General features: G+C 52.6%; 15 protein-coding genes and 1 riboswitch. Of the genes, 9 read left to right on the forward strand and 6 right to left on the reverse strand.

Annotated features, from left to right (window positions below):
* The first annotated feature begins 362 nt into the window (after window positions 1–362).
* Window positions 363–1,952 carry a bifunctional phosphoribosylaminoimidazolecarboxamide formyltransferase/IMP cyclohydrolase gene (gene purH, locus EDF88_RS23950; RefSeq protein WP_134187809.1) on the forward strand — a complete coding sequence of 530 codons (1,590 nt, stop codon included), beginning with the start codon at window positions 363–365 and terminating at the stop codon, window positions 1,950–1,952.
* A gap of 17 nt (window positions 1,953–1,969) precedes the next feature.
* A complete protein-coding gene (gene purD, locus EDF88_RS23955) occupies window positions 1,970–3,262 on the forward strand; it encodes a phosphoribosylamine--glycine ligase (protein ID WP_134187811.1) in 1,293 nt (430 codons plus the stop codon).
* Between the two features lie 52 nt (window positions 3,263–3,314).
* Here purD and EDF88_RS23960 read toward each other — a convergent pair whose 3' ends face one another.
* From EDF88_RS23960 to nudC, 6 genes are all read right to left on the reverse strand, one after another.
* The gene (locus EDF88_RS23960) at window positions 3,315–4,013 is read right to left on the reverse strand and encodes a DUF1481 domain-containing protein (protein WP_134187827.1); all 699 of its coding nucleotides are present in this window, start codon (window positions 4,011–4,013) and stop codon (window positions 3,315–3,317) included.
* A gap of 8 nt (window positions 4,014–4,021) precedes the next feature.
* A complete protein-coding gene (gene hupA, locus EDF88_RS23965; RefSeq protein WP_034492331.1) occupies window positions 4,022–4,297 on the reverse strand; it encodes a nucleoid-associated protein HU-alpha in 276 nt (91 codons plus the stop codon).
* Window positions 4,298–4,483: 186 nt separating this feature from the next.
* Window positions 4,484–5,074 (reverse strand): YjaG family protein, encoded by a 591-nt coding sequence (locus EDF88_RS23970; protein WP_064515305.1) that lies wholly within the window; start codon window positions 5,072–5,074, stop codon window positions 4,484–4,486.
* Between the two features lie 43 nt (window positions 5,075–5,117).
* Window positions 5,118–5,789, reverse strand: coding sequence for a deoxyribonuclease V (nfi, locus tag EDF88_RS23975; protein WP_134187813.1), 672 nt, complete (start codon window positions 5,787–5,789; stop codon window positions 5,118–5,120).
* Window positions 5,790–5,798: 9 nt separating this feature from the next.
* A complete protein-coding gene (gene hemE, locus EDF88_RS23980; RefSeq protein WP_064561676.1) occupies window positions 5,799–6,863 on the reverse strand; it encodes a uroporphyrinogen decarboxylase in 1,065 nt (354 codons plus the stop codon).
* 51 nt (window positions 6,864–6,914) lie between these two features.
* Window positions 6,915–7,688, reverse strand: coding sequence for an NAD(+) diphosphatase (gene nudC / locus EDF88_RS23985; RefSeq protein WP_134187815.1), 774 nt, complete (start codon window positions 7,686–7,688; stop codon window positions 6,915–6,917).
* 103 nt (window positions 7,689–7,791) lie between these two features.
* Here nudC and EDF88_RS23990 point away from each other — a divergent pair, with 103 nt between their 5' ends.
* The 7 genes from EDF88_RS23990 to thiH all read left to right on the forward strand — a co-directional run bounded on the left by EDF88_RS23990 (window position 7,792) and on the right by thiH (window position 14,029).
* Entirely contained in the window at window positions 7,792–8,295 is a 504-nt protein-coding gene (locus tag EDF88_RS23990) for an Rsd/AlgQ family anti-sigma factor (protein WP_064515297.1), read from the forward strand.
* Window positions 8,296–8,447: 152 nt separating this feature from the next.
* A riboswitch (TPP riboswitch) is annotated at window positions 8,448–8,561 on the forward strand.
* An 88-nt stretch (window positions 8,562–8,649) separates the two neighbouring features.
* The gene (thiC, locus tag EDF88_RS23995) at window positions 8,650–10,551 is read left to right on the forward strand and encodes a phosphomethylpyrimidine synthase ThiC (protein WP_064515295.1); all 1,902 of its coding nucleotides are present in this window, start codon (window positions 8,650–8,652) and stop codon (window positions 10,549–10,551) included.
* A complete protein-coding gene (thiE, locus tag EDF88_RS24000; protein ID WP_064515293.1) occupies window positions 10,551–11,186 on the forward strand; it encodes a thiamine phosphate synthase in 636 nt (211 codons plus the stop codon). The genes thiC and thiE overlap by 1 nt, the downstream gene beginning before the upstream one ends.
* Window positions 11,179–11,934, forward strand: coding sequence for a thiazole biosynthesis adenylyltransferase ThiF (gene thiF / locus EDF88_RS24005; protein ID WP_134187817.1), 756 nt, complete (start codon window positions 11,179–11,181; stop codon window positions 11,932–11,934). Before thiE ends, thiF begins: the two co-directional genes overlap by 8 nt.
* Complete coding sequence (thiS, locus tag EDF88_RS24010) at window positions 11,918–12,118, forward strand: sulfur carrier protein ThiS (protein WP_064515289.1); 201 nt, start codon at window positions 11,918–11,920, stop codon at window positions 12,116–12,118. Before thiF ends, thiS begins: the two co-directional genes overlap by 17 nt.
* A 1-nt stretch (window position 12,119) precedes the next feature.
* Window positions 12,120–12,899, forward strand: coding sequence for a thiazole synthase (gene thiG / locus EDF88_RS24015; protein ID WP_064515287.1), 780 nt, complete (start codon window positions 12,120–12,122; stop codon window positions 12,897–12,899).
* Window positions 12,899–14,029: a 2-iminoacetate synthase ThiH gene (gene thiH / locus EDF88_RS24020; protein ID WP_134187819.1), complete on the forward strand. Its 1,131-nt coding sequence runs from the start codon at window positions 12,899–12,901 to the stop codon at window positions 14,027–14,029. Before thiG ends, thiH begins: the two co-directional genes overlap by 1 nt.
* Window positions 14,030–14,052 lie beyond the last annotated feature (23 nt).

A 14,052-nucleotide genomic window follows, 5' to 3' on the forward strand; every position in this document is an offset into this window, starting at 1 on the left:
ACCCTTAATTTCAGGATATTTGACTCTCATCGCCGCCGTTACTCTGTGATGTTGTTCACATGTTCCGTGTCGATGGAGGCGCATTATAGGGAGTTCTGCTGAGGCTGCAAGCCTAAATATGCAGTAATTTGACTGACTGCTGCAATCCCCAGCAAAACCCCGCCTTATACGCAGTTACGCACAAAGTTATCCACAATTGTGATGAAGTCCCAAATTTTGCGAGCGTGACGCAAACGTTTTCGCTACAATGCACCCGCAATAAATGGACGCCCCGTTTTGGGGCGTTAGCTGAGTTTTAGGGAAAATTGCTAAAATTCAGCTAACGCTCTTCTATATGCGAACCAAAGCTAAGGGATCAAACCATGCAACAACGTCGTCCTGTACGCCGCGCTCTGCTCAGTGTTTCTGACAAAGCCGGTATCGTCGAATTCGCCCAGGCGCTCTCCCAACGTGGCGTGGAGCTGCTGTCCACTGGCGGAACCGCTCATCTGCTGGCTAAAGCTGGCCTGCCGGTAACCGAAGTCTCTGACTACACCGGTTTCCCGGAGATGATGGATGGACGCGTCAAAACCCTGCATCCAAAAGTTCACGGCGGCATTCTGGGTCGTCGCGGCCAGGATGATGCGATCATGGAACAACACGCTATCTCCCCAATTGATATGGTTGTCGTCAACCTCTACCCGTTCGCACAGACTGTTGCCCGCGAAGGCTGCTCTCTGGAAGATGCGGTAGAGAATATTGATATCGGCGGCCCAACCATGGTGCGCTCCGCTGCGAAGAACCACAAAGATGTGGCAATCGTAGTAAAGAGCAGTGACTACGAAGCGATTATTAGCGAGCTGGATGCTAATGAAGGATCTCTGACGCTCGAGACACGTTTCGATTTGGCTATTAAGGCTTTCGAACACACCGCCGCTTACGACAGCATGATCGCCAACTACTTTGGTAGCATGGTTCCTGCCTATCATGGCGAAAGCAAAGATCCTTCAGGTCGCTTCCCTCGTACGTTGAACCTGAACTTCATTAAGAAGCAGGATATGCGTTACGGTGAAAACAGCCACCAGCAAGCAGCCTTCTATATAGAAGAAGAAATTAAAGAAGCTTCTGTCGCTACGGCAACTCAGGTTCAGGGCAAAGCGCTCTCTTATAACAACATCGCTGATACCGATGCCGCACTGGAATGTGTGAAAGAGTTCAACGAACCTGCCTGCGTTATCGTGAAGCATGCCAACCCTTGTGGTGTGGCAGTCAGCGATTCCTTATTAGATGCATACGACCGCGCCTATAAAACAGACCCGACTTCCGCATTCGGCGGCATCATCGCTTTCAACCGTGAACTGGATGCCGAAACTGCGCAGGCGATTATCTCCCGCCAGTTCGTCGAGGTGATTATTGCCCCTTCAGCCAGCGAAGAAGCTCTGAAGATCACAGCGGCTAAGCAAAACGTTCGCGTTCTGACTTGCGGCCAGTGGCAGCAGCGTATTCCGGGCCTGGATTTCAAACGAGTTAACGGTGGTGTGTTAGTACAGGATCGTGATCTGGGCATGGTGACAGCCGCAGACCTGCGTGTTGTCAGCAAACGCCAGCCGACCGAGCAAGAACTGCGTGATGCATTGTTCTGCTGGAAGGTAGCGAAGTTTGTTAAGTCCAACGCCATTGTCTATGCCCGCGAGAATATGACTATCGGCATAGGCGCCGGTCAGATGAGCCGTGTTTATTCCGCCAAAATCGCCAGTATCAAGGCAAGCGATGAAGGCCTGGAAGTGAAAGGCTCGGCAATGGCATCAGATGCCTTCTTCCCATTCCGTGACGGTATTGATGCCGCAGCGGCAGTTGGCGTGAGCTGTGTTATCCAGCCTGGTGGTTCAATCCGCGATGAAGAAGTGATCGCCGCTGCTGACGAACATGGGATCGCCATGATCTTCACCGATATGCGCCACTTCCGCCATTAATCCCGGAGCGTCTATAAATGAAAGTATTAGTAATAGGTAATGGCGGGCGTGAACACGCGCTGGCCTGGAAAGCGTCACAGTCACCATTAGTTCGTACGGTATTTGTTGCTCCCGGCAATGCCGGTACGGCTCTGGAACCTGCTTTGCAGAACGTGGCGATTAGCCCAACTGACATTGCTGCCCTATTGAGCTTTGCACAGAATGAAAAAATCGACCTGACGATTGTCGGCCCGGAAGCACCGCTGGTGATGGGCGTGGTCGATACCTTCCGTGCTGCTGGCCTGAAGATCTTTGGCCCAACTCAGGGGGCTGCGCAGTTAGAAGGTTCAAAAGCTTTCAGCAAGGATTTCCTGGCTCGCCATAAAATCCCGACCGCTGAATACCAAAACTTCACCGAAGTCGAACCCGCTTTGGCTTATGTCCGTGAAAAAGGCGCCCCGATTGTCATTAAGGCCGATGGCCTGGCCGCGGGCAAAGGCGTAATCGTAGCGATGACGCTGATCGATGCCGAAGCGGCGGTAAACGATATGCTGGCAGGTAACGCCTTTGGCGACGCCGGGCACCGCATCGTGGTAGAAGAGTTTTTGGATGGCGAAGAGGCCAGCTTCATCGTGATGGTGGATGGCGAAAACGTTCTGCCGATGGCCACCAGCCAGGATCATAAGCGTGTTGGTGATGCAGATACCGGCCCGAACACTGGCGGTATGGGTGCGTACTCTCCTGCTCCAGTTGTGACTGATGAAGTCCACCAGCGTGCAATGGACCTGGTTATCTGGCCAACCGTGCGCGGCATGGCTGCTGAAGGGAATACCTACACCGGTTTCCTGTATGCCGGCCTGATGATCGATAAACAAGGTAACCCGAAGGTTATCGAGTTTAACTGCCGCTTTGGTGACCCTGAAACCCAGCCAATCATGCTGCGCCTGCAATCAGATCTGGTTGAGCTGTGCCTCGCCGCATGTGATGGCAAGCTGGATAAGACAACATCTAAGTGGGACGAGCGCCCATCTCTGGGTGTGGTGATGGCCGCTGGCGGCTATCCGGCTGATTATCGTAACGGCGATGTGATTCATGGTTTGCCACTTGAAGAATTCGCAAACGGCAAAGTGTTCCACGCTGGAACGAAATTGCGTGAAGACGATATGGTTGTGACTAACGGTGGCCGTGTTCTGTGCGTAACCGCATTAGGCGACACTGTCGCGCAAGCGCAGCAACGTGCTTACGAGTTGATGAAAGATATCCATTGGGATGGCAGTTTTAGCCGCTCCGATATTGGCTATCGTGCTATTGAGCGTGAAAACGCGAAGTAAGACTCGAAACTCGCAGTGATATTTAAGACCGCCCTCGTGGCGGTTTTTTTATTTAGAACGTAGCAGGTTTAGGCTGCCAGCTACAGAAATCCTGATTCGCTACCAGCAACAGCTGAGAACCTTCCGGCGCTTCAAGCCAGGCTATGCTCACATCGAGTGACGAATGGCGTTGGCGATTCGCAATATGATTGAGCGATACGCTGTCGAGTTTAGGCTCGAATGTCTCACCTTCGCAGGTTGTCACCGTGCCATTGCTATGCCAGCGGCCTTGTCGCAAAACAACACGCCCAATGCGCAATGCTTCGCTGGTCGCTTTAGTCTGAGTCGCCTGATACTGATACAAAGCGATTTGGTCATTGGAAAGCTGCTGTTTTTGACCATTCACTTCGCGCTGCATAAAGCTCAGTTCGCCGTGATCGTCAAAACGCACTTTGATATGTTCTGATGGCTCGCTCTGAATCGTCATTTCAATCGATACCAGCTGCTCACCTTGCCAGCGGTAATCACTGGTGGTCGTTGCACCCTTCTGCCTTGGGCTAAACGCCGTAAGCATGTGAATGCTGCCATCATCGCTGTTGTCTTTACGCCAGATGCGCACAACACCTTGATCGGCAATATATCCGCTCGCGGTAAAGGGCGGGAGAGGAGAATGACTGCTGCAAGCCATAAGCAGCAATGTGCCTGTCAGCGCGGCCAGAGGACGGCAGACAAACAAAAGGGGCGTAAACGCCCCTCTGCTAAAACTGTTCACTGACACTATTAGCTCTTAACAGCGTCTTTCAGTGCTTTGCCTGAAACAAATGCCGGCACGTTAGCTGCGGCGATTTTGATTTCATTACCAGTCTGTGGGTTGCGGCCAGTGCGCTCAGCACGGTGGTTTACCTTAAAGGTACCGAAACCAACCAGTTGGACAGCATCACCTTCTTTCAGAGACTCAGTAATTGCAGCCAGGGTGGATTCCAGAGCAGCTTTAGCCTGTACTTTAGACAGATCAGCCTTGTCAGCAATTACATCAATCAGTTGAGTCTTGTTCATAAGTTATCCTTACAATGTGTTTATCGCTTGCTAAGCATCGAGTGCGACGGAAATGCCAAAAAAGCACTCTCCTGCATACACGCACCGATAGCCACTTTTTTTCGCCCCACAAATGTAGACCAGACGGGGGGCTAATTGGAAGCCTTCAGGGGTGACAATTCGGACTGTAAGTCACGTTTTGCTGTCTTACTGCTGCAAATTTATACCAATATTGCTACTACCTGCTTCACGCAGGTCCGCGCGGAGCCCTTTGATCAGCTCAACGTCGCGCTCTTCGCAGTCAGCCAACAGGCGGAAAATCTCCCATTGGATGTCCCATTCTTCTTCAACAGCAGGGTTTGCTCTGAGCTCTTCGTCGGTCATTTCGCGACCAGCCTGGGTCATTTCTAGCATGGCAACTGTGGTAATTGATGCCTTACTGACTTCGATTGCATGCTCAAGAGTTTCCCCTGAAAGACGTGAGTGAACTAATTCGCTCAATGCAACGCATGCATCAATCGCCGGATAGACACCGTAAATATCATAGTCGTCGGCAGACGGAATGCCTTCTTCGAGTTTCTCGAGTTGGCTGTCAAAGTTTACTTTCGCATCTTTGACCGTCAATGTTTCCCAAATCAAGTCGAGAATACGGCGATACAACTGAGGATCACCAAATTCAGTCTGCTGGCAGAACATGGCGTAATTCGGATACATACGTTCGCATAAAGAAGCCATGAAAGTGACATGTTGCCAGCTTTCCAGTTTCTCCAGGCGCAGATGGATTGGGTTTTGTAACATAGCGATGTCTCAAAGACGGAATATTAGCGGCAGTTTACCTTAATCACCCCTGAATTGCTTGCCACCGCGTGAAAGCCGGGCGACCCGATGCCACAGCATCTGCCCAGCGAGTGGGTTCAGGTAAGCGGTAACCCATCAGACAGCGATTCACCCATAGCAAGGCCGTATCAAGGCTTACACGATGGCCTGTGGAGACAAACAACGGATTGCAGCGCTTTTTACTGCGTAATACCCATGCAAGCGCTTCACCTTTGTCGGTCAGCAACTGGCATGAGCCAGGTTCTTCAGATAACGGTGCAAACTTCCCACACAAACGCTTCTTAGCAACGCCTATCGTCGGCACGTCCACCAGCAGGCCAAAATGGGCGGCAACGCCCAAACGCCGTGGGTGCGAAATACCGTGGCCATCAACAAACAGTAGGTCCGGTTTTTGCGACAGCATTTCCCACGCCGCAAGCAGTGCAGGATATTCGCGAAACGAGAGGAAGCCGGGGATATATGGCATCGAGGTGGCGACACGCGCCACCTGATATTCAACCAGTTCAAGAGAGGGATATTGCAACAACACGATGGCGGCACGCGTAACATCACCGCCCTGTTCAAACCCAACGTCTGCCCCGGCAATTAACCGGGGAGGATCCTGCTCAAGGCGATCCTCGCGGATCACCTGTGAAGCGAGTTCGATCTGCTGTGCGCGTAAGCTTGCAAGATCCATCACTGATCCTTACTCGTGATACGGCTTCGACAAACGGTGCACCGCTTCTACAAATGCACCCGCGTGTTCTGGCGGAACATCCTGGTGAATGCCATGGCCCAAGTTAAAGACGTGGCCTTCACCTTTACCGAACCCGGCAAGAATGGTCGCGACCTCTTCTTCGATACGCGCAGGCTGAGCATAAAGCATGGATGGGTCCATATTGCCCTGCAATGCGACTTTATGGCCGACACGACGACGAGCATCGGCGATATCGGTCGTCCAGTCTAATCCCAGCGCATCACATCCCGTTTCAGCCATCGCTTCCAGCCACTGGCCGCCACCCTTAGTGAACATGGTCACAGGCACTCGACGACCTTCGTTTTCACGTAGCAGGCCATCGATGATTTTGTGCATGTAATAGAGCGAGAACTGCTGATAATCACGCCCGGTCAGCACGCCGCCCCAGGTATCGAAAATCATCACCGATTGCGCACCCGCTTTGATTTGCGCATTCAGGTACAGCGTGACGCTTTGCGCCAGCTTGTCGAGCAGAAGGTGCAGCGCTTGCGGGTCGGCATACATCATCTTTTTAATCACGGTAAAGGCTTTGCTGCTGCCGCCTTCGACCATATAAGTCGCCAGCGTCCACGGGCTACCGGTGAAGCCAATCAGCGGTACTTCGCCTTTTAACTCGCGGCGGATAGTACGTACCGCGTTCATCACATAACCCAGTTCACCTTCCGGATCAGGAATCGGCAACTTTTCCACATCAGCACGGCTGGTGATTGGCGAGCGGAAACGCGGGCCTTCACCCGCTTCAAAATAGAGGCCAAGCCCCATCGCATCAGGCACGGTGAGGATGTCGGAGAAGAGGATCGCCGCATCAAGCTTGTAGCGACGCAGCGGCTGCAAAGTCACTTCGCAAGCCAACTCAGCATTTTTGCACAGCGACATAAAATCGCCAGCCTGCGCACGAGTCGCTTTGTATTCTGGCAAGTAACGACCTGCCTGCCTCATCATCCATACTGGCGTGGTATCTACAGGCTGGCGTTGCAGCGCCCGCAGGTAACGATCGTTCTTCAGTTCAGTCATTTTGCATTTCCTTTGGCTGGAACTCTAAATACATTCCGCCAGTTTACCACGTCATTCATACTCTGCCCGACACAGGGCGACAGTGTCTTCAATCAGGCGACGAGCCACCGTACCCGGTGGAGGCAATAACGGAAGTTGGTCATACCGATACCAACCCGCATCAAGTAACTCTTTCGGGTCGATTTCAATTTCGCCGCTGTCATATTCCGCCATAAATGCGGTCATCAGCGATTGCGGGAACGGCCAAGGTTGGGAAGTTACATAACGTAAATTCTTCACACGAATGCTGCTCTCTTCCATCACCTCACGCGCCACGGCCTGCTCGAGGGTTTCCCCAACTTCGACAAAACCGGCCAGCACGGTATAAATTCCACCGCGATGGCGTGTGTGCTGAGCAAGCAGGATATGGTCTTCACGACGGATAGCCACGATGATGCACGGTGAAATTTGTGGATAGTAGCGTTCACGACAATGGTTACACAGCATCGCCCATTCGGTTTTGCTGACGTGCATTTCATGGCCACAGTAGCCACAGAACTTATGCGAGCGATAGAACTCCGCTAACTGCACGCCACGCCCAGCAAGTTGAAATAACCCTTGGTCCTGGTCAATAACCTGGCGCACTGATCCCATATCCGCACGGCGATGTTGCCGCACTAACCACACCGGCTCACTTTCCCACTCGCCGATATGCATCCCAACCGCACCATCAAGCTGAAAATCTTGTGCTGCTCCGTGAGGTAGCTCACCTTTCGGCAACCACAATTTTTGTTCATGACTGACGATAAACCAGCCCTGATCTAACTTTTGAATTACACGTTCCATAACCTGGTGCACATCCCCGAGTTCGCTGGTATAAACAAATGGTCGTAACAATTTTGGGTACGTTTGCGTTACATCTTTTACTCACGGAATCACGGAGTCAATCATGCTTAACCAGTTAGAAAATCTGACTGAGCGCGTCGGTGGTAGTAATGAGTTAATCGACCAATGGCTATATGCCCGCAAACATTTATTGGTGGCTTATTACAATATGGTTGGGATCAAGCCTAACAAGGAATCCCATACCGCGCTCAATGAAAAGGCTCTGGATAACTTTTGCCATAATCTGGTGGATTATCTTTCTGCCGGTCATTTCAATATTTATGAACGCATTATCAGCGAAATGGAAGGGAGCAGCCCACTTTTAGCCGCAACTCATCTTTATCCGCAGCTTGAAGCCAACACCCAGCACATCATGGATTTTTACGATTCGCATCTCGAAAGTGCTATCGATGATGATAACTATATTGAGTTCCAGAAAGCGTTATCCGGCATCGGTGAAGCACTGGAATCACGTTTTTCACTGGAAGATAAACTCATTCAGTTAGCTTACGACCACGATATAAATGACAGTGCTAACGATACCGGCAACCTTGCACGCCCGGCTTGAGTTCTGCGCTGTTAACGAGTAGTTTACATATTTCCTGAATCATTCAGGTTCCAGCAAGGCAGCAACTGAACGAATCCCGATGAGCTTACTCAAGTAAGTGATTCGGGTGAGTAAAGGCAGCTAACGCCGCTGGGGCGTGAAGGATGCAGGAAATCTTCTTGTCGGAGTGCCGAGTGTTTAACTGAACACCGGCTGAGACCGTTAATTCGGGATCCGCGGAACCTGATCAGGCTAATACCTGCGAAGGGAACAAGAGTAATTCTGCTTTTGGGTTCACCCGTACGCGGGCGCCCCACATTCATTACTCCTCCGTTGTTCTGGCAAGCCACTCCTTGATATTTACTGGAATGAGCTATGTCTATTACTGAAAAAAAACCAAACCGCCGCGAACAACGCGCTGCTGCCCAGCATTTTATCCATACGCTGGAAGGTACTGCTTTCCCTAATTCCCAACGCATTTATCTAACTGGCTCACGCGATGATATCCGCGTACCGATGCGCGAAATTCAACTTAGCCCAACCGCAACGGGCGGTACGAAAGAAAACCCTCTGTTCACCCCTAACGATGCCATTCCGGTGTATGACACTTCAGGTCCGTATGGCGACCCGGCAATCAGCATCGACGTTCTGTGCGGGCTTTCACCACTGCGTGAAAGCTGGATTAGCGAGCGTGATGATTGCGAAACACTGACCGACCGTAGCTCTGCATATACCAAAGAGCGCCTTGCTGATGATGGTCTGGACGAATTGCGTTTTGAAACACAACTCACGCCGAAGCGCGCAAAAGCCGGGAAAATTGTCACGCAGTTGCACTATGCACGCCAGGGCATAGTGACGCCGGAAATGGAGTTTATCGCCATACGTGAAAACATGGGCCGCGAACGCATTCGCGATGAAGTGTTACGCCACCAGCACCCAGGCCAGAGTTTTGGTGCTCTCGTGCCAGAAAACATTACTCCTGAATTTGTACGCGATGAAGTCGCCGCAGGCCGGGCAATCATTCCCGCCAATATTAACCACCCTGAGTCTGAGCCGATGATTATCGGCCGTAATTTCCTTGTCAAAGTGAATGCCAATATCGGCAACTCAGCGGTCACCTCCTCGATTGAAGAAGAAGTGGAAAAACTGGTGTGGTCAACGCGCTGGGGCGCAGACACCGTGATGGATCTTTCCACCGGCCGCTATATCCACGAAACCCGCGAATGGATTTTACGTAACAGCCCAGTCCCTATCGGCACCGTGCCCATTTACCAGGCGCTGGAAAAAGTAAATGGCATCGCTGAAGACCTGACCTGGGAAATGTTCCGCGACACACTCCTGGAACAGGCCGAGCAAGGCGTGGACTATTTCACCATTCACGCCGGAGTGCTGCTGCGTTATGTGCCGATGACGGCCAAACGCCTGACCGGAATTGTGTCGCGCGGCGGTTCGATTATGGCGAAATGGTGCCTGTCACATCATCAGGAAAACTTCCTGTATGAGCACTTCCGCGAAATTTGCGAAATCTGTGCCGCTTACGACGTTTCACTCTCGCTTGGCGACGGCCTGCGCCCTGGCTCCATTCAGGATGCCAACGATGAAGCGCAATTCTCTGAGCTGCATACGCTTGGCGAGTTGACCAAAATTGCCTGGGAATACGATGTGCAGGTGATGATTGAAGGCCCGGGACATGTGCCCATGCAGATGATCCGCCGCAATATGACCGAAGAACTGGAGCACTGCCATGAAGCACCGTTCTACACGCTTGGCCCGCTGACCACTGATATTGCACCGGGTTATGACCATTTCACCTCAGGTATTGGTGCAGCCATGATTGGCTGGTTCGGCTGTGCGATGCTTTGTTACGTCACACCAAAAGAGCATCTTGGCCTGCCGAATAAAGAAGATGTTAAACAGGGGCTGATTACCTACAAAATTGCGGCACATGCCGCAGACCTGGCAAAAGGCCACCCTGGTGCGCAAATCCGCGACAACGCGATGTCGAAAGCCCGTTTTGAATTCCGCTGGGAAGACCAGTTTAATCTCGCGCTTGACCCTTTCACCGCCCGCGCCTATCACGATGAAACTCTGCCGCAGGAATCCGGCAAGGTCGCGCACTTCTGTTCGATGTGCGGACCAAAATTCTGCTCGATGAAAATCTCCCAGGAGGTTCGCGATTTCGCCGCTAAGCAAGCCATAGAAGTTGGCATGGACGATATGTCGCAATCCTTCCGTGCAAAAGGTGGCGAAATTTATCTGCGTCAGGAGGAAGTGTGATGAGCACACCCGCCTTCCCTTCTGTGCCCAAACGACTCGGGTTGTATCCGGTAGTGGATAGCGTCGAGTGGATTGCCCGCTTACTGGAGGCGGGAGTACGCACCCTTCAATTACGGATTAAAGACAAACGCGACGAAGAAGTTGAAGCCGACATTACTACTGCCATTGCGCTTGGTAAGCGATATGAGGCGAGGTTATTCATCAATGATTACTGGCGACTGGCGATAAAACATCGTGCTTACGGTGTTCATCTGGGCCAGGAAGATCTGGATGTCGCTAATCTGGACGCCATCCGCGATGCGGGCCTGCGCCTCGGGCTTTCGACGCACGACAATATGGAAATGGATCGCGCCCTGGAAGCACGCCCTTCTTACATCGCGTTGGGGCATGTTTTTCCAACTCAAACCAAGCAGATGCCGTCCGCTCCTCAAGGGCTTTCGCAACTCGCAGCCCACATCAAAACGCTGGGCGATTACCCGACTGTCGCCATCGGTGGAATAAGTATTGAGCGCGTTCCTGCTGTACTCGCAACGGGCGTTGGAAGTGTCGCAGTTGTGAGCGCAATTACTCTGGCCCCAGACTGGCGAGCGGCAACAGCGCAACTACTGGAGCTTGTGGGGGCTGGCGATGAATGATGCCGATTTCATGCGTTACAGCCGCCAGCTGTTGCTGGAAGACATCGCCATTGAAGGACAGCAAAAGCTGCTCGCCAGCAAAATCTTAATCGTCGGGCTTGGCGGGCTGGGTTCGCCAGCCGCGTTATATCTTGCGGCGGCAGGCGTTGGTACTTTGATTCTCGCCGACGATGACAACGTGCATATCAGTAATTTGCAGCGCCAGATTTTGTTTACCTCTCAGGATTTGGAACAGCCAAAATCGCTGGCCGCTCAACGCCATCTCCAGAAGCTCAACCCGGATATTACGCTCCAGGTTATTAGCGAGCGTTTAGCTGGAGAAGCGTTGATGCAGGCGGTAAAGAACGCCGATCTAGTGCTGGATTGCAGCGACAACATGGCGACACGCCAGGCCGTTAACGCCGCCTGTGTCGCACATAACAAACCGCTGATTTCTGCAAGTGCAGTCGGCTTTGGCGGGCAGTTGATGGTTCTGACGCCTCCGTGGGAAACCGGTTGTTATCGCTGTGTCTGGCCTGACGAACACGAACCGGAGCGCAACTGCCGTACTGCGGGAATCATCGGCCCGGTGGTTGGTGTGATGGGAACATTGCAGGCTCTGGAGGCCATAAAGTTGTTGAGCGGCATGGCTCCAGCAACGGGTACTTTGCGCCTGTTCGACGCCCGTCAACATAGCTGGCGCTCCCTCGCTATGCAAAAAGCGGCTAATTGCCCGGTATGCGGAGGGCGAGATGCACATTCACTTTAACGATGAACCGCTGCAGTGCCCGGATAACCTGACGCTGGAAAAGCTGCTTGACCAACTGCGCCTGTTGAAACCAGGCGTAGCACTCGCCATCAACCAAAGCATTGTGCCACGTGAACAGTGGGAAGCTCATTTGTTGAAAGATGGCGACCAGATCTTGCTTTTTCAGGCCATAGCCGGGGGTTAACATGCTACAGATTGCTGATAAAACTTTCTCATCACGCTTGTTCACCGGCACCGGGAAATTTTCCTCGCCGCAGGTGATGGTTGAAGCGATTCGCGCTTCCGGCTCGCAGTTAGTGACAATGGCAATGAAGCGCGTCGATTTGCGTAACCATAACGATGCGATTCTCGCGCCACTGCTTGAGGCGGGCGTGCAGTTGCTGCCGAATACCTCTGGCGCCAAAACGGCTGAAGAAGCGATTTTTGCCGCACAGCTTGCCCGAGAAGCGCTCGGTACGCATTGGGTAAAGCTGGAAATCCACCCCGACGCCCGCTATTTGCTGCCCGATCCTATCGAAACGCTGAAAGCTGCGGAGGCACTCGTCAAACAGGGTTTTGTCGTATTGCCTTATTGCGGCGCCGATCCCGTTTTGTGCAAACGGCTTGAGGAAGTCGGATGTGCAGCGGTCATGCCGCTCGGGGCGCCAATTGGTTCGAATCAGGGCTTACAAACCCGGGCGTTTTTAGAAATTATTATCGACCAGGCTCGTGTGCCGGTAGTGGTTGATGCAGGTATCGGTGCGCCAAGCCATGCCGCAGAAGCGCTGGAAATGGGGGCCGCTGCGGTGCTGGTGAATACGGCGATTGCCGTGGCGCATGATCCCGTGCAAATGGCTCAGGCATTTCGCCTGGCAGTTGAAGCTGGCGTATTAGCGGCTAAATCCGGTTTAGGCACCCGCCACCAACAGGCACAAGCCTCCAGCCCGTTAACCCAGTTTCTGCAATTTAGCCAGGAGGGTACGTGATGGCACAAACTTTCACCGAGCGTTGGCGTGAGCTGGACTGGGATGACATCCGACTTCGTATTAACAGCAAGACGGCTGCCGACGTGGAGCGAGCATTGAGCGCACGCAAAATCACCCGCGACGATCTGATGGCGCTGCTCTCCCCTACCGCCAGCCACTATCTCGAACCGCTGGCACAACAGGCCCAGAAATTAACTCGTCAGCGTTTTGGTAACACGGTGAGTTTTTACGTGCCGCTTTATCTGTCAAATCTCTGCGCTAACGATTGTACTTACTGCGGGTTTTCCATGAGCAACAAGCTCAAACGTAAAACGCTGGATCAGCAGGAAATTGAGCGGGAATGCGCGGCGATTCGCAAACTAGGCTTCGAACATTTGTTGTTAGTGACCGGTGAACACCAGACCAAAGTCGGAATGGATTATTTTCGTCAGCACCTTCCTGCGATCCGCCGCCAGTTCAGTTCGCTGCAAATGGAAGTACAGCCGCTGGATGAACATGAATATGCCGAACTGAAAACTCTCGGACTGGATGGGGTGATGGTTTACCAGGAAACCTATCACCAGGCAGTGTACGCGCGGCATCATTTACGCGGTAATAAACAGGATTTCTTCTGGCGCCTGGAAACGCCAGACAGGCTTGGCCGTGCGGGGATAGATAAAATAGGCCTCGGGGCGTTGATTGGTTTATCGGACAGCTGGCGCACCGACTGTTTTATGGTCGCGGAGCACTTACTGTGGCTACAGCAACAATACTGGCAAAGTCGTTATTCGATTTCGTTTCCACGTTTACGACCCTGTACGGGCGGGGTAGAACCGGCGTCGGTCATGACTGAAAGCCAGTTAGTGCAGGTGATATGCGCATTTCGCCTGCTTGCGCCCGATGTCGAGCTTTCGCTTTCTACGCGTGAATCACCGTGGTTCCGGGATCATATGATCCCACTCGCCATCAATAATGTGAGTGCGTTTTCCAAAACTCAGCCCGGAGGGTACGCCGATAATCACCCTGAGCTTGAGCAGTTTGCGCCGCACGACGGGCGCACTCCGGTGGAAGTGGCTGAGGCATTAACACGCTCAGGCTTACAACCTGTGTGGAAAGATTGGGATAGTTTTCTGGGAAGAAACTCGCCGTAGCTTTGCACGTTTAAATAGCGGTA

The organism is Buttiauxella sp. BIGb0552 (genome assembly GCF_004366275.1).
Taxonomy (GTDB): Bacteria; Pseudomonadota; Gammaproteobacteria; order Enterobacterales; family Enterobacteriaceae; genus Buttiauxella; species Buttiauxella gaviniae.

What these genes read in the sequence shown, in the direction of transcription:
- purH (WP_134187809.1), top strand. Translation starts at nt 363, where the DNA reads ATGCAACAACGTCGTCCTGTACGCCGCGCTCTGCTCAGTGTTTCTGAC.
- purD (WP_134187811.1), top strand. Translation starts at nt 1,970, where the DNA reads ATGAAAGTATTAGTAATAGGTAATGGCGGGCGTGAACACGCGCTGGCC.
- hupA (WP_034492331.1), bottom strand. Translation starts at nt 4,297, where the DNA reads ATGAACAAGACTCAACTGATTGATGTAATTGCTGACAAGGCTGATCTG.
- EDF88_RS23970 (WP_064515305.1), bottom strand. Translation starts at nt 5,074, where the DNA reads ATGTTACAAAACCCAATCCATCTGCGCCTGGAGAAACTGGAAAGCTGG.
- nfi (WP_134187813.1), bottom strand. Translation starts at nt 5,789, where the DNA reads ATGGATCTTGCAAGCTTACGCGCACAGCAGATCGAACTCGCTTCACAG.
- hemE (WP_064561676.1), bottom strand. Translation starts at nt 6,863, where the DNA reads ATGACTGAACTGAAGAACGATCGTTACCTGCGGGCGCTGCAACGCCAG.
- nudC (WP_134187815.1), bottom strand. Translation starts at nt 7,688, where the DNA reads ATGGAACGTGTAATTCAAAAGTTAGATCAGGGCTGGTTTATCGTCAGT.
- EDF88_RS23990 (WP_064515297.1), top strand. Translation starts at nt 7,792, where the DNA reads ATGCTTAACCAGTTAGAAAATCTGACTGAGCGCGTCGGTGGTAGTAAT.
- thiC (WP_064515295.1), top strand. Translation starts at nt 8,650, where the DNA reads ATGTCTATTACTGAAAAAAAACCAAACCGCCGCGAACAACGCGCTGCT.
- thiE (WP_064515293.1), top strand. Translation starts at nt 10,551, where the DNA reads ATGAGCACACCCGCCTTCCCTTCTGTGCCCAAACGACTCGGGTTGTAT.
- thiF (WP_134187817.1), top strand. Translation starts at nt 11,179, where the DNA reads ATGAATGATGCCGATTTCATGCGTTACAGCCGCCAGCTGTTGCTGGAA.
- thiS (WP_064515289.1), top strand. Translation starts at nt 11,918, where the DNA reads ATGCACATTCACTTTAACGATGAACCGCTGCAGTGCCCGGATAACCTG.
- thiG (WP_064515287.1), top strand. Translation starts at nt 12,120, where the DNA reads ATGCTACAGATTGCTGATAAAACTTTCTCATCACGCTTGTTCACCGGC.
- thiH (WP_134187819.1), top strand. Translation starts at nt 12,899, where the DNA reads ATGGCACAAACTTTCACCGAGCGTTGGCGTGAGCTGGACTGGGATGAC.